General features: G+C 72.5%; 17 protein-coding genes. 13 read left to right on the top strand and 4 right to left on the bottom strand.

The features are described from left to right. Positions 1 to 134: 134 nt before the first annotated feature. From hisD to ABIQ69_RS09315, 3 genes are read left to right on the top strand one after another with little or no spacing between them, the layout of a single operon-like run. Complete coding sequence (gene hisD, locus ABIQ69_RS09325; protein ID WP_350346848.1) at positions 135 to 1,472, top strand: histidinol dehydrogenase; 1,338 nt, start codon at positions 135 to 137, stop codon at positions 1,470 to 1,472. 12 nt (positions 1,473 to 1,484) lie between these two features. Continuing rightward, positions 1,485 to 1,958, top strand: coding sequence for a transcriptional regulator NrdR (nrdR, locus tag ABIQ69_RS09320; protein WP_350346847.1), 474 nt, complete (start codon positions 1,485 to 1,487; stop codon positions 1,956 to 1,958). Positions 1,959 to 1,981: 23 nt separating this feature from the next. After that, positions 1,982 to 3,040 (top strand): quinone-dependent dihydroorotate dehydrogenase, encoded by a 1,059-nt coding sequence (locus ABIQ69_RS09315; RefSeq protein ID WP_350346846.1) that lies wholly within the window; start codon positions 1,982 to 1,984, stop codon positions 3,038 to 3,040. A 94-nt stretch (positions 3,041 to 3,134) separates the two neighbouring features. On the opposite strand, the gene ABIQ69_RS09310 is transcribed toward ABIQ69_RS09315, so the two are convergent. Then, the gene (locus ABIQ69_RS09310; RefSeq protein ID WP_350346845.1) at positions 3,135 to 4,238 is read right to left on the bottom strand and encodes a phosphatase domain-containing protein; all 1,104 of its coding nucleotides are present in this window, start codon (positions 4,236 to 4,238) and stop codon (positions 3,135 to 3,137) included. Between the two features lie 106 nt (positions 4,239 to 4,344). Between ABIQ69_RS09310 and ABIQ69_RS09305 the strand changes: the two genes are divergently transcribed. The 5 genes from ABIQ69_RS09305 to ABIQ69_RS09285 all read left to right on the top strand — a co-directional run bounded on the left by ABIQ69_RS09305 (position 4,345) and on the right by ABIQ69_RS09285 (position 8,256). After that, on the top strand, positions 4,345 to 5,004 hold the full coding sequence (locus tag ABIQ69_RS09305) for a TetR/AcrR family transcriptional regulator (RefSeq protein ID WP_350346844.1): 660 nt from the start codon (positions 4,345 to 4,347) through the stop codon (positions 5,002 to 5,004). A 91-nt stretch (positions 5,005 to 5,095) separates the two neighbouring features. Further along, entirely contained in the window at positions 5,096 to 5,908 is an 813-nt protein-coding gene (locus ABIQ69_RS09300; protein WP_350346843.1) for an ATP-binding cassette domain-containing protein, read from the top strand. Further along, positions 5,905 to 6,588: an ABC transporter permease subunit gene (locus tag ABIQ69_RS09295; protein ID WP_350346842.1), complete on the top strand. Its 684-nt coding sequence runs from the start codon at positions 5,905 to 5,907 to the stop codon at positions 6,586 to 6,588. Before ABIQ69_RS09300 ends, ABIQ69_RS09295 begins: the two co-directional genes overlap by 4 nt. Beyond that, positions 6,585 to 7,304, top strand: coding sequence for an ABC transporter permease (locus ABIQ69_RS09290; RefSeq protein WP_350346841.1), 720 nt, complete (start codon positions 6,585 to 6,587; stop codon positions 7,302 to 7,304). Before ABIQ69_RS09295 ends, ABIQ69_RS09290 begins: the two co-directional genes overlap by 4 nt. Positions 7,305 to 7,326: 22 nt before the next feature. Continuing rightward, a complete protein-coding gene (locus ABIQ69_RS09285; protein ID WP_350346840.1) occupies positions 7,327 to 8,256 on the top strand; it encodes an ABC transporter substrate-binding protein in 930 nt (309 codons plus the stop codon). A gap of 31 nt (positions 8,257 to 8,287) precedes the next feature. Here the strand turns inward: ABIQ69_RS09285 and ABIQ69_RS09280 are convergent, their stop codons facing one another. The 3 genes from ABIQ69_RS09280 to ABIQ69_RS09270 are packed head-to-tail and all read right to left on the bottom strand — an operon-like array spanning position 8,288 to position 10,363. After that, entirely contained in the window at positions 8,288 to 9,019 is a 732-nt protein-coding gene (locus tag ABIQ69_RS09280; RefSeq protein WP_350346839.1) for a DedA family protein, read from the bottom strand. A 40-nt stretch (positions 9,020 to 9,059) separates the two neighbouring features. Further along, positions 9,060 to 9,986: a M56 family metallopeptidase gene (locus ABIQ69_RS09275; RefSeq protein WP_350346838.1), complete on the bottom strand. Its 927-nt coding sequence runs from the start codon at positions 9,984 to 9,986 to the stop codon at positions 9,060 to 9,062. 2 nt (positions 9,987 to 9,988) lie between these two features. Further along, positions 9,989 to 10,363, bottom strand: a complete 375-nt coding sequence (locus ABIQ69_RS09270; protein WP_350346837.1) for a BlaI/MecI/CopY family transcriptional regulator — start codon at positions 10,361 to 10,363, stop codon at positions 9,989 to 9,991. Positions 10,364 to 10,463: 100 nt separating this feature from the next. Between ABIQ69_RS09270 and ABIQ69_RS09265 the strand changes: the two genes are divergently transcribed. The 5 genes from ABIQ69_RS09265 to ABIQ69_RS09245 are packed head-to-tail and all read left to right on the top strand — an operon-like array spanning position 10,464 to position 17,735. Beyond that, entirely contained in the window at positions 10,464 to 11,876 is a 1,413-nt protein-coding gene (locus ABIQ69_RS09265) for a cytochrome ubiquinol oxidase subunit I (protein WP_350346836.1), read from the top strand. Positions 11,877 to 11,888: 12 nt separating this feature from the next. Beyond that, positions 11,889 to 12,893 (top strand): cytochrome d ubiquinol oxidase subunit II, encoded by a 1,005-nt coding sequence (gene cydB, locus ABIQ69_RS09260; RefSeq protein ID WP_350346835.1) that lies wholly within the window; start codon positions 11,889 to 11,891, stop codon positions 12,891 to 12,893. 1 nt (position 12,894) lies between these two features. Beyond that, positions 12,895 to 14,559, top strand: a complete 1,665-nt coding sequence (cydD, locus tag ABIQ69_RS09255; protein ID WP_350346834.1) for a thiol reductant ABC exporter subunit CydD — start codon at positions 12,895 to 12,897, stop codon at positions 14,557 to 14,559. Then, a complete protein-coding gene (cydC, locus tag ABIQ69_RS09250) occupies positions 14,552 to 16,231 on the top strand; it encodes a thiol reductant ABC exporter subunit CydC (protein WP_350346833.1) in 1,680 nt (559 codons plus the stop codon). The genes cydD and cydC overlap by 8 nt, the downstream gene beginning before the upstream one ends. Before the next feature lie 52 nt (positions 16,232 to 16,283). Further along, on the top strand, positions 16,284 to 17,735 hold the full coding sequence (locus tag ABIQ69_RS09245; protein WP_350346832.1) for an anthranilate synthase component I family protein: 1,452 nt from the start codon (positions 16,284 to 16,286) through the stop codon (positions 17,733 to 17,735). Positions 17,736 to 17,824 lie beyond the last annotated feature (89 nt).

Genomic DNA, 17,824 nt, shown 5'->3' with positions numbered 1-17,824 from the left:
GTCGCTTTCTCTTGCACGCAGACGAATGTCTCGCTCACACTAGTGGACACCGAGCCGAGATCGCCGGTAGCTGTCCAGGCTGATCTCTCCCGCTCAGCCGTGCGAACCGCACCTCGTCGGTACGCTGGGGAATCATGCTGCGCACCATCGATCTCCGAGGAACCCGCCCGGCTCCGACCGAGCTGCTCGCCCTCGTCCCGCGTGCCGCGACCGACGTCGCGGCGGCCCTCGAGCCCGCGGGCCGACTCATCCAGGACGTTCGCGAGCACGGCGAGCGTGCGCTCCTCGATCAGGCCGAGCGGTTCGACGGCGTGCGGCCCGCCGGTATCCGCGTCCCCGAGGGCGACCTGCGCGCCGCCCTCGCCGGGCTCGACGCCGAGGTGCGCCGCGCCGTCGAGTCGACGATCGAGCGTGTGCGCGCGGCGAGCGCCCCGCAGGTGCCGGCGCCCGAGACGACGGTCCTCGGACCTGGTGCCGTGATCGAGCAGCGCTGGCAGCCGGTCGAGCGGGTCGGTCTGTACGTGCCGGGCGGCAAGGCCGTCTATCCCTCGAGCGTCGTCATGAACGTCGTCCCGGCGCAGGTCGCCGGTGTGCGTTCGATCGCCCTCGCCTCACCGGCGCAGGCCGATCACGGCGGGCGGGTGCACCCCACCATCGCCGCGGTCGCTGCGCTCCTCGGCGTCGACGAGGTCTACGCGATGGGCGGCGCCGGCGCGATCGGCGCCTTCGCCTACGGGGTGCCGGAGGCCGGGCTCGCGCCGGTGCAGCGCGTGACCGGGCCCGGCAACGTGTTCGTCGCGGCAGCCAAGCGCCTCGTCGCGGGGGCGACCGGCATCGACGCCGAGGCCGGTCCGACCGACATCCTGGTCATCGCCGATGACACCGCCGACCCCGACTTCGTCGCGGCCGATCTGGTCAGCCAGGCGGAGCACGACGAGCTCGCGGCATCCCTCCTCGTCACCGATGCGCCCGCGTTCGCCGACGCCGTGCTCGAGCGGCTGGCCGTTCGGATCGCCGCGACGAAGCACGCCGAGCGCGTCGCGCGGGCGATCGCCGGACCCCAGTCCGCGTTGGTGCTCGTCGACGACCTGGAGCAGGCCGCGGAGTTCTCGAACGCGTTCGGTCCCGAGCACCTCGAGATCCAGGTCGCGGACGCCGAGGCGACCCTCGCCCGGATCGACAACGCGGGGGCGATCTTCGTCGGCGCGTACTCGCCCGTGAGTCTCGGCGACTACGCCGCCGGCTCGAACCACGTGCTCCCGACGGGCGGAACCGCGAGGTTCGTGTCCGGACTGTCGGCGGCGACGTTCCTCCGACCTCAGCAGGTCGTGCGCTACGACGAGGCCGCCCTGCGCGAGGTCGCACCCGTCATCGCCGCGCTCTCGGCCGAGGAAGACCTGCCGGCTCACGGGGAGGCCGTGACCGCCCGGTTCGGCGGTGCATCGGACCAGCAGCCCGCGCCGCGCGGCTAGGCTGGGGGCACCATGTACTGCCCCTTCTGTCGCCACCCCGATTCCCGCGTGATCGACTCGCGTACGAGCGACGACGGCCTCTCCATCCGGCGCCGTCGACAGTGCCCGGAGTGCGGCGGCCGGTTCTCGACGACGGAGACGGCGAGCCTTTCGGTCATCAAGCGCAGCGGGGTCATCGAGCCGTTCAGCCGCGAGAAGGTCGTGCTGGGGGTGAAGAAGGCCTGCCAGGGCAGACCGGTCACCGACGCCGATCTCGCGGTGCTCGCGCAGAAGGTCGAGGAGACCATCCGCTCCACCGGCGCGTCCCAGATCGAGGCCAACGACATCGGGCTGGCGATCCTGCCGCCGCTTCGCGAGCTCGACGAGGTCGCCTACCTCCGCTTCGCGAGCGTGTATCAGGCGTTCGAGTCGCTCGAGGACTTCGAGTCGGCGATCGAGGCGCTTCGCGCCGAGCACGGCCGGCTTCCGGCCCGCCCGGCCCCGTGAGCGTCGAGTAGCCTGAACGCGGCATGTATCGACTCCTCTTCTCCCTGGTCTTCGCCCGCATGGACCCCGAGCAGGCGCACCACCTCGCGTTCCGGGTCATCCGCTTGCTTCCCGTGTTCGGCCTCGGCCGCGTGGTGCACCGGTTCACCGGGCCGGCCCCCGAGCTCGCCGTCGAGGCGCTCGGGCTCCGGTTCCCGTCGCCGTTCGGGGTCGCCGCGGGCTTCGACAAGGACGGGTTCGCGGTGCGCGGGCTCGGCCAGCTCGGGTTCGGGCACGTCGAGGTCGGCACGATCACGGCGATCGCGCAGCCCGGCAATGAGCGGCCGCGGCTGTTCCGTCTCGTCCGCGACCGGGCGCTGATCAACCGGATGGGCTTCAACAACGGCGGTGCGGATGCCGCGGCCGGCCGGCTCGCCCGGCTCGCACGACGGCGACAGCGCCCCGTGCTCGGGGTGAACATCGGCAAGAGCCGGGTGACGCCCGTGGAAGAGGCGGTGGCCGACTACGAGCGCAGCGCCCGGGTGCTCGCGCCCTTCGCCGACTACCTCGTGGTGAACGTCAGCTCGCCGAACACGCCCGGGCTCCGCGGCCTGCAGGAGCTCGACGCGCTCGCTCCGCTGCTCGAGGCGGTGCAGCGCGCCGCCCGCGGCACACCCCTGCTGGTGAAGATCGCTCCCGACCTCGCGGACGATGAGGTGCGACGCATCTGCGAGCTCGCGGTGCGCCTCGGGCTCGACGGCATCGTCGCGACGAACACCACGATCTCGCGGGAGGGCCTCTCGGCCTCCGCCGCCGAGCTCGAGCGGATCGGTGCGGGCGGGCTGTCGGGAGCTCCGCTCGCGGCGCGCTCGCTCGAGGTGCTGCGCCTCGTACGGCGTCATGTGCCGGCCGAGCTCTGCGTCATCTCGGTGGGCGGCGTCGAGACGGCGGCGGACGTGCAGGACCGGCTCGACGCCGGCGCGACCCTGGTGCAGGGCTACTCGGCCTTCATCTACCGCGGGCCGCTCTGGGCGCGGGAGATCAACCGCGGGCTCGCCCGGTTCGCCCGCGAGCGGGCGGCGCGCGGCCAGCGCCTCGCCTGACTCGGGAACGTGAGCTGGCGCGGCGCAGTATCGCTTCGCAGGCACGGGACGCAGCGGCGAGCCGGAACGGGAGCGTGGGAAGCCGCCGGCGCGCTCAGGCGTCGGCCGCGGCCGCCCCGCCTGCGGGACGCCCGCCCATGATGCCCTCCTCGGCGAGCCGGTCGGCGAGGGTCGAACCGTCGCCCGCGCTCACCCAGGGCACCGCCCCCGGGTGCTCCTCCTGCTTGGTGCGACCGCCCGCGAGCACGGCCTCGCCGGTCGACAGGCGCCGGATCGCGACGGCGGCGACACGATCGGGGTGCTCCTCGGCGAAGCGCGCGTAGAGGTCTTCGTCGTGCTGGCCGTCGTCGCCGATGAGGAGCCAGCGCATGGCGGGGAACTCCTCGGCGAGTCGGCGGAGGTTCTCCTGCTTGTGCGCCCGGCCGCTGCGGAACCAGCGGTCGTGAGTCGGTCCCCAGTCGGTGAGCAGGAGCGGGCCGGCGGGGAAGAGGTTCCGCGAGAGGAAGCGGGTGAGGGCAGGCGCCACGTTCCAGGCGCCGGTCGAGAGGTAGATGACGGGCGCGCCCGGGTGGGCGCGCACGAGGCGGTCGAAGAGGACGGCCATGCCGGGCGTGGGGATGCGGGCGTGCTCGTCGAGGACGAACGTGTTCCACGCGGCGACGAGCGGCCGGGGGAGCGCGGTGACCATGACCGTGTCGTCGACGTCGGAGATGATGCCGAACGTGGCCGCCGGGTCGATCACGTGGACGGGGGCCTCGACCGGTTCCGAGCCCTCTGCGCGGAGGGTGGCGACGTGCCAGCCCGGGTCGAGGGTCACCGGCACCTTCGTGTCGACGACGCCCCCGCGGTCGGCGAGCACCTCGATGCGCTGGCCGCCCACCTCGATGACGACCGGCACGTCGCCGACCGGCACGCTGGTGAAGCTGCGCCAGCCGCGGATCCCCTGCTCGCGCGTGCGCCGGCGCCTCGTGGTCGCGCCGCGGCGCGCGGGCTTCGGCGGCTTGGAGAGCAGGACCCGGCAGAGGATCCGCACCCACTCGGTGGACCCGTAGCCGGTGTACGGCACCACGGTCGGAACGTGGCCGCGGCGTCGCGCGAACCGCTCCCTGACGTCGTGCAGCCAGTCTTCGAAGCGCGCGGCACCGTGCCGGGTCGTGCGCACGCGGGATCCGACCGGTGAGGGGGAGGTCTCCGGCATCCATTCAGTCTGTCATGCCCGTCCCTGGCAGGGCGAACCGGCGCTCCGGATGGTCGGGAGCGGGGGTCTGCGCCGGGTAGAGTAGTGCGTCGAGTGAGGAGGTTCCGTGCCGAACATCGACCTGATCCTTGGGTCAGAGCCCGGGCGACGTCGCGCGGTCCGCACTGAGCCGACCCAGCGCCGCAGCACCCAGCGGCTCGACGCACTGCTCGACGCTGCGGCGGAGCTGGTCGACGAGGTCGGGTTCGAGCGGCTGACGACGCAGATGGTGGCCGAGCGCGCCGGCGCGTCGATCGGCACGGTCTACCGGTACTTCCCCGACCGGGTGGCGGTGCTGCACGGGCTTCGCGAGCGCTCCATCGAGCGCTTCCGCACGCGGGTCGCCGAGCGGCTCGCGCACGTGCGCCTGACCTCCTGGTGGGATCTCATCGAGACGGCGATGGATGCCTCGTCCGAGCTCTACCGCGACGAGCCCGGCTTCTCCGTGGTCCACGCGGGCGACCGCGAGCTCTCCGATGACGGCGAGGAGCCCGAGTTCGCCACTCGCATGGCGAAGGTGCTCGCGGCCGAGTTCGGCGGCGTCGACGACACCGCCGACCTGCGCTTCCGCCTCGGCGTCGCGATCGAACTCGCCGACGCGCTGATCCATCGCGCGTACACGCGGGACCCGAACGGCGACGTGCGCTACCTCGAGGAGGCGAAGCTCGTCGTCCGCGGGTACCTGGCCGAGCACCTCGACGCCGCGGTGCAGTCCTCCGCAGCCTGACACACCGTCGCAGCGTTGCCGCGCGGGCCTGGGCCGTGTTTGGCTTGACCGAGCGGGCGGCTCTCGGATCGACCCGCGGAGAGTGGGCGGCATGATCGAGTTCCGCGGTGTGCGCAAGCAGTTCCCCGATGGCACGGTGGCGGTCGAACACGTCGACCTCGTGCTGCCGCCGCGCACCACGACCGTGCTCGTCGGTTCATCCGGCTCCGGCAAGACGACGCTCCTGCGGATGATCAACCGCATGGTCGACCCCTCCGAAGGTCAGGTGCTCATCGACGGGACCGATGTCGCGTCGGTCGACCCCGTCAAGCTCAGGCGGTCGATCGGGTACGTGATGCAGAACAGCGGATTACTTCCGCATCGGCGGGTGGTCGACAACATCGCTACGGTGCCGGTGCTCCGGGGCGAGCCCAAGCGGGCCGCACGAGCCCGGGCGCTCGAACTCATGGACACCGTCGGACTCGATCGATCGCTCGCCGACAAGTACCCGGCGCAGCTCTCCGGCGGCCAGCAGCAGCGGGTGGGCGTCGCCCGCGGTCTCGCGGTCGACCCGAACATCCTGCTCATGGACGAGCCGTTCGGCGCCGTCGATCCGATCGTGCGCACCGAGCTGCAGGACGAGCTGCTTCGGCTCCAGCGCGAGCTGGGCAAGACGATCGTCTTCGTCACCCACGACATCGACGAGGCGTTCCGTCTGGGCGACCGTGTCGTACTCCTCCGCTCGGGCGCCGAGGTCGTGCAGATCGGCACGCCGGCCGAGATCCTGGCCGCCCCCGCGGACGACTTCGTCGCGGGATTCATCGGCGCGGAGCGCGGCCGGCGTCTGCTGCATACCACCGAGGTCGACGGGCGGACGGTCGTGGTCGACGCCGACGGCCGCCCGGCCGGGGTCCTCGCGTCGTGAACTGGGTCTGGTCGAACCTCGACCGGATCGGCGAGCTGATCGTCGTCCATCTCGGGTTGTCGGTACCCCCCGTCATACTGGCGTTCGTGATCTCCGTGCCGATCGGTTGGGCCGCGTGGCGGTACCGATGGTCGCGCGGGCTGCTGCTGTCGGTGTGCGGCATCCTGTATGCGATCCCATCGCTCCCGCTGCTGATCACCCTGCCCGGCCTCGTGGGCGTACCGCTGCGGTCGCCCGTGAACCTGATCGCGGCGCTCACGCTGTACGGCATCGCGCTCATGGTCCGGTCGGCCGCCGATGCCTTCGGCGACGTCGACGGCGATGTGCGGCTGGCCTCCACCGCGGTCGGCTACTCCGCCTGGCGCCGTTTCCTCGGGGTCGAGCTGCCGCTCGCCGGCCCCGGCCTCCTCGCGGGGGTGCGGGTCGTCATCGTCAGCACGGTCAGCCTCGCCACGATCAGCGCCGTCATCGGCGTCCAGAGCCTCGGCAGCCTGTTCACCGACGGCTTCCAGCGGAACATCCCCGCCGAGATCTGGTCTGGCGTGCTCGCGGCCATGCTCATCGCGATCGGGCTCGACGCGCTGGCGGTACTCGGCGGGCGGCTGCTCATGCCGTGGGCCGAGCGGCCGCGGCGGTCCCGGCGCCGCACGCGAGCAGCCGCGAGGAGGGCGGTCGCGTGAACCTCTTCCTCGAGGCGTTCGCCTGGCTCTTCGACCCGGCGAACTGGTCCGGCCCCGACGGCATCGGCGCCAGGTTGACGTTCCACGTGGTGTTCAGCCTCGCCGTCGTCGTGGGCGCGACCGTCATCGCACTGCCGATCGGCGTGGCGATCGGGCATACGGGCCGCGGGCGCGAGCCGGCCGTCGTCGTCTCGGGCGCGCTCCGCGCGCTGCCGACGCTCGGTCTGCTCACGATCTTCGCCCTGGCGCTCGGCCTGTCGGCGCTCGCGCCGTATCTCGCGCTCGTGGTGCTCGCGATCCCGTCGGTCCTCGCGGGGGCGTACGCCGGCATCGGCGGGGTGCCGCGTGCCACCGTCGACGCGGCGAGGGCGATGGGGATGACCGAGGCGCAGATCGCGCTGCGGGTGGAAGGGCCGCTCGGGCTGCCGACCGTGATCGGCGGCATCCGTGCCGCGGTGCTCCAGGTGGTGGCGACCGCGACGCTCGCGGCGTACGTCGGTGCGGGGGGACTCGGCACGTACATCTTCCTCGGCCTGAAGACGCGCGACTATCCGGTGATGCTGGGGGCGTCGATGCTCATCATCGCGCTCGCCCTGGTGCTCGACGGCGCGTTCGCGCTGCTCCAACGACTCGTGGTCCCCGAGGGCGTGCGCGTCCGTCGCGGGAACGCACAGCTCCGCTCCCGACCGGCCCGGTCGCGGGCGGCCGTGGGGTGACCCACCGATGAAGGGAAGAGGAATGTTCACAGCAGGAAAAGGCCGGCTCGCCGCGCTCGCGGCGGTCGCGGTCGGGGCGACAGTGGCCCTGGCAGGGTGCGCATCGGGCGATCCGCTGGACGAGGGATCGGGTGGGGAGACCGCGGGCGCCGGCGAGGCGATCGTGATCGGCTCGCAGGACTACTACTCCAACGAGATCATCGCCGAGATCTACGCCCAGGCGCTCGAGGCCAACGGATTCGAAGTCGAACGCGAGTTCCGCATCGGTCAGCGGGAGGTGTACCTGCCCGAGCTCGAAGCGGGCGAGATCGACCTGTTCCCCGAGTACACGGGCAACCTCCTGCAGTACTGGGAGCCCGACACCGAGGCGCGCACGAGCGACGACGTCTACGCAGCGCTCGAGGAGGCCGTGCCCGAGGGGCTGCAGGTGCTCGACCAGTCGCCCGCCACCGACCAAGACTCCTACAACGTCACCAAGGCGTTCTCCGACGAGTTCGGCGTGACGAGCCTCGACGACCTCGCGAGCGTACCGCAGCCGATCACGCTCGGCGGCAACGCCGAACTCGAGACCCGCCCGTACGGGCCGCAGGGCCTCAAAGAGACCTACGGGGTCGACGTCGGGTTCACGGCGATCGAGGACTCGGGCGGGGCCCTCACGGTGAAGGCGCTCGTCGACGGGCAGGTGCAGATGGTCAACATCTACAGCGCCGACCCGAACATCAAGACGAACGACCTCGTGACGCTGGAGGACCCGAAGGGTCTGTTCCTCGCCTCGAACGTCGTGCCCGTCGCGAGCGAGAAAGTGACGGGCGACATCGCCGACGTCATCAACGCGGTGAGCGAGGCCATGAGCCCCGCCGACCTGGTCGCCATGAACGACCAGAGCGTGAACGGGCAGGAGTCCGCCGACGACATCGCGGCGGCCTGGCTGGAGGAGAAGGCGCTGTTCTAAGCCGCCTCGTCGGAGCGTGCGCGCTCCGGACTCAGCGCGGCTGATCGCGCGGCGTGGGGTCGGATGCTTCGGCATCCGGCCCCACGCTGCGTCCGGCGGCTGGCCGGGCGGCGGCATCGTCAGCGTGGGTGTGCAGGTGCCGGGCTTCCGCGCGGAAGATGAGGCGCTTCGCGCCCCAGACGCCGAGCAGGAAGACCGCGATGATCGCAACGAAGAGGTATCCCGCCCAGTGCAGGTCGCGGCTGAGCTCCCGGTAACTGCCGGCCGCGAGCCAGCCGACGGTCGAATACGCGAACGCCCAGATCACCGACGCGGGCGCCGTCCACGCCAGGAAACGGCGATAGCTCATCGTGCTCATGCCGACCACGAGCGGCACGAGCGAGTGCAGCACGGGCAGGAAGCGCGAGATGAAGACCGCAGGGCCGCCGCGCCGATCGAGATAGCGCTGCGCGCGGTGCCAGTGCTCCTCGCCGATGCGGCGCCCGAGGCGGGAGTGCATGATGCGGGGGCCGAACCATCGGCCGAGCGCGAAGCCGATCGACTCGCCGATGAGCGCGCCGGTGATGACGGTGAGCACGAGCGCGAAGTACTCGACGGGCCCGTCGATCGCGGTGGAGGCGACGAGGACGATGGTGTCGCCGGGCACGACGAGCCCGATCAGCACCGACGTCTCGAGCATGATGCCGAGGCCGGCGAGCAGGGTCCGGAGGACCGGGTCGACCGACTGCACGATGTCGAGGATCCAGTCGAGCACGTCGTTCACAGGATCGAGCCTAGGAGTCGATCGGCGGCGGTGCGTCGGACTAGCGGATGATGATCAGCATCGCGGCGACGGGTAGCGCGACGAGCAGGACGGAGGCGGCGACGATGCCGACGCGCGCGGCCGCGCCGAGGGGCCGGCCGAGGCCGCGGAGCCGGGCGAGGCGCGCCTCCACCATCTCGCTGTCCGGCGCGACGCCGCCGGTCTCCGCGTAGGCGCCGGGTTCACCGGCGGCGCCGAGCCGTTCGAGCGCGCCTGCGAGCGCGTCGGGCCCGGTGGCCCGGCGCGCGCCGTCGTCGGCGAGCATCTCGGTGAGCAGGGTGACCGCGCGCTCCGACCGGTTGGCGATGGGGAACCAGGGCAGGGCCTGGTGCCAGGCGCGGAAGGCGAGCAGCACGAGGTGGTGCAGCTGATCGAGGTGGGTGCGCTCGTGGGCCACGACCGCACGGAGCTCGGCGGGCGAGAGGACCGCGACGAGCCCATCGGTCAGTACCGTCGCGGTGCGCAGGCCCGGGACGCAGTACGCCAGCGGCACGGGGTGCGCGAGCACGCGGGTGCGCGGCTCACCCGGCATGGGGTCGCTGAGAACGGCGATGAGCTGGTGCTGCCGGCGCCGTTCGCGTTCGGCGCGAAGCGCGGTGGCGCCCAGGTTCAGGGCGAGGTGCACCGCGAGCCCGGCGGCGAGGGTGAGGGCGGCGAGGTGGACGACACCGAACTCGGGCGGCAGGGGGCCGACGAAGAGGTGGGGGAGCAGGGCGGCTGCCGATCCGGTGATCGAGCCGTCGGGTGCGGTGCCGATGACGACGAGGCATCCGATCATGGAGAGCGCGCCGCCGAGGGCGATCGCCTGCCAGAGGGCGAGCGCCAGCCCCGGTGATCGGGCCGGCCAGGCGGCGCGGGCGAGGGCGACGGGGATCGGCCAGGCGAGCGCGACCGCCAGCGCGCCGAGCAGGACGCCGACGGCGAGCATCGTCAGCGGTGGGCGAGCTCGTCGAGGAGGCGCCGCAGTGTCGCCGTCTCGTGGGCGGTCGCCGTGCCGACGAAGCGGGCGAGGGCCGCGTCGCGGTCGCTCGAGCGATCGAGCACCTCGTGCATCAGCTCGGCGGTGTGCTCTTCGCGGGACAGGAGGGCGCGGTAGCGATGCGGGCGCACGTCGCGGGTGCGCGAGACGAAGCCCTTCCGCTCGAGGCGGGCCAGCACGGTGAGCACCGTCGTGGTGGCCGGGGACCGCTCGCCGCTGTCGCCGCCCAGCGTGAGCCGGTCGCGCAGGTCGTTCGCGGTCAGCGCCGCGTCGCTGGCCCACAGCTGCTCCATGACGGAGCGCTCGAGGTCCCCGAGATTCGCCATACCCCAACGATACCTCGTCGTCGAGACAGTTTCTACACGACGTAGAACGAAGGCTCTACCATGTGTAGAAAACGTGCCGACCTCATCGGAAGGGGCATCCGTGAACGATCTGCTGGACCCGCTGCTGCTGGCACGCTGGCAATTCGGCCTCACGACGATCTATCACTTCCTGTTCGTGCCGCTCACCATCGGGCTCGCGACGACCGCGGCGATCTTCCAGACCGCCTGGTACCGCACCGGCAAGGCCGAGTACCTCCGGATCACGCGCTTCTTCGGCACGATCTTCCTGATCAACTTCGCCATGGGCGTGGTCACGGGCATCGTGCAGGAGTTCCAGTTCGGCATGAACTGGTCCGAATACTCCCGGTTCGTCGGCGACGTCTTCGGCGCCCCGCTCGCCCTCGAAGGCCTGCTCGCGTTCTTCTTCGAGGCCACCTTCATCGGGCTCTGGATCTTCGGCTGGGACAAACTGCCCCGCGGCCTGCACCTCGCGACCATCTGGGCGACCGCCGTCGGCACCGTCGCGTCGGCCTACTTCATCATCGCCGCGAACGCGTTCATGCAGAACCCGGTCGGCTACGAGATCGACCCCGTGCAGGGCAGAGCCGAGCTCACCGACATCTGGGCGCTCCTCACGAACCGCGTCGCCCTCGCCGCGTTCCCGCACACGATCTCGGCGGCCTTCATGGTGACGGCCGGGCTCATCATCAGCGCCGCCGCGTGGCACCTCGCCCGCAACCAGCACCTGGACACCATGCGGCCGGCGCTCAAGTTCGGGCTCTGGACGATGGTCGTCTCCGGCATCCTCACGACCCTCTTCGGCGACCAGCTGAGCCTTGCGATGGTCGCGACGCAGCCGATGAAGATGGCGGCCGCGGAGGCCACCTACGACACCGTCTGCGGGGCGGATGCCTCGTTCTCGGTCTTCACCCTCGGCACTCCCGACGGCACCACCGAGCTGTTCTCCATCCGCATCCCGTACCTGCTCTCCTTCCTCTCCACGCACACGTTCGACGGCTGCGTCGAGGGCATCAACGACCTGCAGGCCGAGTACCAGGCGCTCTACGGGCCGGGCGATTACACCCCGATCATCTGGGTGACCTACTGGTCGTTCCGATGGATGATCGGCCTGGGCCTCGCGCACGTGCTCGTCGCCGTCGTCGGGCTCTGGCTCACGCGCAAGGGCCGCATGCCGAAGCAGCGCTGGGTGTGGACCGTCGCGATCTGGAGCTTCCCGCTGTCGCTCGCCGCGATGATCGTCGGCTGGGTGTTCACCGAGATGGGCCGCCAGCCGTGGATCGTGTTCAGCCTGCTGCAGACCGAGTCGGCGGTCTCGCCCAACGTCACCGGCCTCGAGGTGCTCATCTCCCTCGCCGCGTTCACCCTGATCTACGGCATCCTCGCGGTCGTCGAGTTCAAGCTCGTGATCCGCGCGATCAAGGCCGGACCGCCCGAGGTGGGCGAGCCCGACCCCGAAACCGGCCGCCACGAACCGGCCACCACGGTCTACTAGGAGGAGAGGGACATGGATCTCGCCGTGCTCTGGTTCTGGATCGTCGCCGCGCTCTTCGTCGGCTACTTCGTCCTCGACGGATTCGACTTCGGCGTCGGGATGTCGCTGCCGTTCCTCGGGAAGGACGAGACCGACCGCCGGGTGCTGATCAACACCATCGGGCCCGTGTGGGACCTCAACGAGACCTGGGTCATCGTCGCCGGGGCATCCCTCTTCGCGGCCTTCCCCGAGTGGTACGCCACGCTCTTCTCAGGGTTCTACCTCGCGCTGCTGCTGATCCTGCTGGCGCTCATCGCCCGCGGGGTGAGCTTCGAGTACCGGCATCAACGCCCCGAGGCGGCCTGGAAGCGGCGCTTCGACTGGATGATCGTGATCGGCTCCGCAGTGCCGGCACTGCTCTGGGGCGTCGCGTTCGCGAACATCGTGCAGGGCGTGCCGCTGGACGCCGACCACAACTACACCGGCACCCTCGTCGACCTGCTGAACCCGTACGCCCTGCTCGGCGGACTCACGACGCTCCTCGTCTTCTTCACCCACGGGGTGGTGTTCGCGTCGCTGAAGACCGAGGGCGACCTCCGCCGCCGCGCCCAGCGCCTGGCCACCCGGGCGGGAGCGGTCACCGTCGTCGTGGCCGCGGCGTTCCTCGTCTGGACCGGGCTGGCCTACGGCAGCGGCTGGTTCTGGGGTCTCGCGCTGCTGGCCGCGGTCGCGCTCGTCGGCGCGTGGGCCGCGAACCTCCGAGGGCGCGAAGGAGTCGCGTTCACCCTGCTGTCGATCACGATCGCGGCGACCGTGCTCGGACTCTTCGCCGCGCTCTTCCCCGAGGTGATGCCGGCGTCCAACGACCCCGCCAACAGCCTGACGATCGCGAATGCGTCGAGCTCCGAGTACACGCTCACGGTGATGAGCTGGGTCGCGCTGATCTTCCTCCCGCTGATCCTCGCCTACCAGGGCTGGACCTACTGGGTGTTCCGCAAGCGCGTGACGCGTTCGTCGATCGAACAGGCGGCGCACTGACGTGAAACCGCTCGACCCGAGGCTCATCCGCCGCTCGCGTGCGGCCCGACGGTTCCTCGCCGTCGGCGCCGCGCTCGCGGGCGTGCAGACGCTCGCGGTCTGCGCGTTCGCCTGGTCGCTCGCGGGCCTCGTCGCCGGGCTGATCGACGGCGACGCCCTGGACGCGCCGGTGCACGCGGCCGTCGTCGCCGGCGCGGTGGTGGTGCGCGCCGCCGCGGCGTGGGGGTGGGACATCGCGAGCTCGTGGGGCGCTCAGCGAGTGAAGGCGGAGTTCCGGGCCGAGCTGCTCGCGGCCCTCACCACCCGACCGGAAGGAGTGCCCGGCTTCTCCAGCGCGCGCACCGCGACTCTGCTCGGCCCCGGGCTCGACGCCCTCGACGAGTACTTCGGGCGGTACCTTCCGCAGCTGCTGCTCGCCGTGGTGGCGACGCCGGCGCTCATCGTGGCGGCGTGGGCGGCCGACTGGCTCTCGGGGCTCACGTTCGTGCTCGTCCTGCCCCTCATCCCCGTGTTCATGGCGCTCATCGGGCTCGCGACGCAAGCGGTGCAGCGCCGGCAGTGGGAGAGCCTCGCCGCGCTGTCGCGCGCGTTCCTCGAGGTACTCGGGGGGCTGTCGACGCTCATGGTGTTCGGTCGCGAGCGCCGCCAGGCCGACCGGATCCGCCGGGTGACCGAGGAGTACCGGCGGGGCACGATGAAGGTGCTCCGCGTCACCTTCCTGTCGGGGTTCACCCTCGAGCTCGCGGCGAGCCTCTCGGTCGCGCTCGTGGCCGTGTCGATCGGGCTGCGGCTCGTCGACGGCGGGCTGTCGCTCGCGATCGGGCTCTTCGTGCTGGTGCTCGCACCGGAGGTGTTCCTGCCGCTCCGGAACGTCGGGGCCGCGTTCCACTCGGCCGCGGCGGGAGTCACGGCGTCGCAGGATGCGCTCGATCTGCTCGCCGGTGCGGCGGCGCGCCCGACCTCCCGCCGGGGCACCGAAGACGGAGACGGCGGCGCGGCGGCCGGCCTGCGGGATTCGCGTGCGGACGTCGGCGACCGCGACGGGGGACTGGTCCTCCGCGGGCTCGCCGTGCGCCGCGGGGACCGGGTCGTCGTCGATGGCGTCGACCTCCGGGTCCGCCGCGGCGAGATCGTGGCGCTCACCGGCCCGAGCGGGTCGGGCAAGTCGAGCGTCGTGGCCGCGCTGCTCCGGTTCGCGGAGGCCGACGGGGTGCTCCGCGTCGACGGCGTCGACCGGCCGGGTCACGCCGCCCTGGCCTGGTCGGCGCAGACCCCGGCGCTGATGGCGGGCACCGTTGCGGCGAACGTCCGGCTCGGCGACGAGGACGCCCCGCTCGCGCTCCTCGCCGAGGCGCTGCGCCTCGCCGCGGTCGACGACGTGCCGCCGGACCGCATGCTCGGCGCCGGCGGCGAAGGGCTCTCCGGCGGGCAGGCGCAGCGCGTCGCGGTCGCACGTGCGATCCACCGGCTGCTCGCACGCGACCTCGGCCTGCTCGTCGTCGACGAACCGAGCTCCGCGCTCGACGCGGACCGCGAGGCGTCGCTCGCCGCAGGGCTGCGTGAGCTCGCGACCGGCGGCCGCGCCGTGCTCGTGGTGACGCACCGGATGCCCCTCGCCGAGCGCGCCGACCGGATCACGACCGTGGGGGTGTTGGTCGATGCCTGACCGGTCGAGCCCCGAGACCCGTGCCGTGCTCCGGGCGGCCGTGCCGCCGGCCCGCCGGCTCCTGCCCGTCGTCCTGCTGGGCGTGGCCTCGGCCGGGTCGAGCATCGCCCTGCTCGCGGCATCCGCCTGGCTCATCGCCCGCGCCGCCGAGCAGCCGCCGATCCTCTACCTCTCGCTCGGCGTCGTCGGCGTCCGCGCGTTCGCGCTCGGCCGGGCGACGTTCCGCTATCTCGAGCGGCTGACCGGCCACGATGCGGCGTTCCGGCAGCTCGCGTCGATCCGATCCGGCATCTACGAACGGATGCTCCCGTCGGCGCCCGACGGGCTCGGGATGCTCCGCCGCGGCGACCTGCTCGCGCGGTTCACGAGCGACGTGGACGATCTCCAGTTCGTCACGCTGCGGGCCGTGCAGCCGTTCGTGAGCGCCGCGATCGTGCTTGTCGCGGCGGTGGCGGGACTCGCGTTCCTCGCACCGGGCTCGTCTCTCGGGGTGCTCGCCTGCCTCGTCGTGGGGATCGGTGCGGCGGTCCTCGCCGAGCGCATCGCGGCGGACCGGGGCGCGAGGCGGCTCGCTCCACTCCGCGGCGATCTGCAGTCGGCCGTCGTGGAGCACGTCACCTCCCTCGAAACACTCGTGGCGTTCGACGCCGCCGAGCGGAGTCGCACGCGGATCGCCGACCTCGGCGAACGCCTGGCACGTGCCACTCGCGCGCAGGCCGCGTCGGCGGGCGCTGCGGCCGCGGTCATGAGCGCGCTCGGCGGGATCGCGGTGCTGGCGAGCATCGCGGGCGGTCTGCCGCAGCTCGCATCGGGGCGCCTCGACGGTCCGGCGTTCGCGGTGCTGTGCCTCGTGCCGCTCGCGATCGCCGAGGTCGCCGCCGCGGTGCCGGTGGCCGTGGCCGCCTGGCGCACGGCACGCGTGAGCGCTGAGCGCATCGCGACCGCCGTGCCAGCCGAGCCGCCGTCGGGCGTCGTCCGTCCTCCGGCCGCCGCGGTGGCCTTCCCATCGGGCGCCGGCGCGCCGACGCTCGCGCTCCGGGGCGTGCGCGCGGCCTGGCCTGAGACCGGCACCCCGAGCGGTCCCGTGCTCGACGGCGTCGATCTCGACCTCGCGCCTGGGGAGCGCGTGCTGCTCCGGGGCCCGTCGGGGACGGGGAAGACCACCCTCGCCCACGTGCTGGTGCGCTTCCTCGACTACGGCGGCTCCTACCGGATCGACGGGGTCGAGGCGGCGGAGCTGGATCCGGCGGAGGTGCGCCGCCGCATCGGCCTCGTCGAGCAGCGGCCCTGGCTGTTCGACGAGGACCTCAGGCAGAACCTGCTCTTCGCCCGCGACACGGCGAGCGACGACGAGCTGCTCGCGGTGCTCGACCGCGTGGGTCTGGGGGAGTGGGCGCGCGAGCGGGGCGGTCTGTACGCCCCGGTCGGCGAACGCGGGGTGCTCGTCTCCGGCGGCCAGGCGCAGCGCATCGCCCTCGCTCGCGCGATGCTCGCCGACTTCCCCGTGGTGGTGCTCGACGAGCCGACCGCCAACGTCGATCCGGACACCGCCGGGCGACTGCTCGACGACCTGCTCGACGCGGCGGGCGAACGAACCGTGCTGCTGATCATGCACTCGGTCGAGGTCCCGGCGGGTGTCGATCGCGTGGTGGAGCTGACCGGCCGGGGCTGACCCCGGAGGCCGCAGCGGCGAGCCTCCGGCCGGTGCCGCCTACGCTGGTGGGATGCGCCGAACCGTCCGCGTCCGCGAGCTCGCCGGCTGGGTCGACCCCGAGGTCGTCTTCCGGGCGCTGGCCGCGGACGCCCCCATCGCCGCCTGGCTCGACGGCGGCGCAGATGCCGCGGAGGGCCGCAGCGTCATCGCCGTCGCCCACGACCGCACCCGCCTCGTGCTCGCCGACGTCGAGACCAGCGAGCCCGACGCCGTCCTCGCCGAACTCGCCGACGAGCTCGCCCGGCACGACGCGGCCATCGCGGATGATGCTCGGGCGAGGACGGCGCTCGGCTGGATCGGCTGGTTCGGGTACGAGTTCGGCGCGGCCCGGCTCGGCGTGCCCGTGGCCGTCACCGCGACACCGGATGCCGCGTTCCTCTTCGTCGACCGCGCCATCGTGTTCGACCACGCCCGGCGCACGGTGGCCCTCGAATGGCTCGACCCCGGCGACCCCGGTGACGAGACGGCCGAGCAGTGGCGCGACCGGACGACGTCGGACCTCGACGCGTTGCGACGCGACGGCGGCGACAGCACCGGCGGGGCCGGCGCGGGCGGCGAGGCATCCGATCGGTCCGCCGCCCCGGAGGCGGCAGGCCCGCCCGGCGTACCGACGCGGCAGCCGCCGCCCGCCAGGTGGCGACACGACCACGACGCGTACGCGCTGATGATCGCCGAGTGCCAGGCGGCGATCCGTCGCGGCGATGCCTACCAGCTCTGTCTCACGAACCGCGTCGACGTCGACGCGCGACCCGATCCCGCCGAGACCTACCTCCGACTCCGGCGGACGAGCCCGACGCATCACGGCGGCTACCTCCGGTTCGGCGACGTCGCGCTGCTGTCCGCGTCGCCCGAGCAGTTCCTCCTCGTCGAACGTGACGGCACGGTCTCGACGAGACCCATGAAGGGCACCCGGCCGCGCGGCCACGACGCGGAGAGCGACGCTCTGCTCCGGCGGGAGCTCGCGGAGAGCGAGAAGGAGCGCGCCGAGAACCTGATGATCGTCGACCTCATGCGCAACGACCTCGCCCGGGTGGCCGAGCTCGGCAGCGTGCACGTGCCGGTGCTGCTCGCCACCGAGGAGTACGCGCAGGTGCACCAGCTCGTCTCGACCGTGCAGGCACGGCTGCGGCCGCCGCTCACGGCGCTCGACGCCGTCGCCGCCGCGTTCCCGGCCGGCTCGATGACCGGCGCGCCGAAGGAGAGCGCCATGCGGATCCTGCACCAGCTGGAGCAGGGCCCGCGCGGCGTGTACTCCGGCGCCTTCGGCACCCTCGCGGTCGACGGCAGCGCCGACCTCGCGATGGTGATCCGCTCGATCGTGCTGACCCCCGACGGGGCCTCCGTCGGCACGGGCGGCGGGATCACGGCGCTCTCGGAGGCCGCCGACGAGATCGAGGAGACGCGCGTGAAGGCCGCGGCGCTCGTCGCCGTGCTCGCGGCGGCTGCCGCCCCCGCGGATTGAGTAGGCTGGTAGCTCGCATGCGGCGCGTGTTCGGCGTGCCGTGGTCCGGGGCCCGGCCCGAGGCCCCATCAGCACGACACACACGATTG

This window comes from Agromyces sp. G08B096 (genome assembly GCF_040267705.1).
Lineage (GTDB): Bacteria > Actinomycetota > Actinomycetes > Actinomycetales > Microbacteriaceae > Agromyces.
Note: the sequence above shows the minus strand (reverse complement) of the source record. Positions and strands in the feature narration are given on the sequence as shown.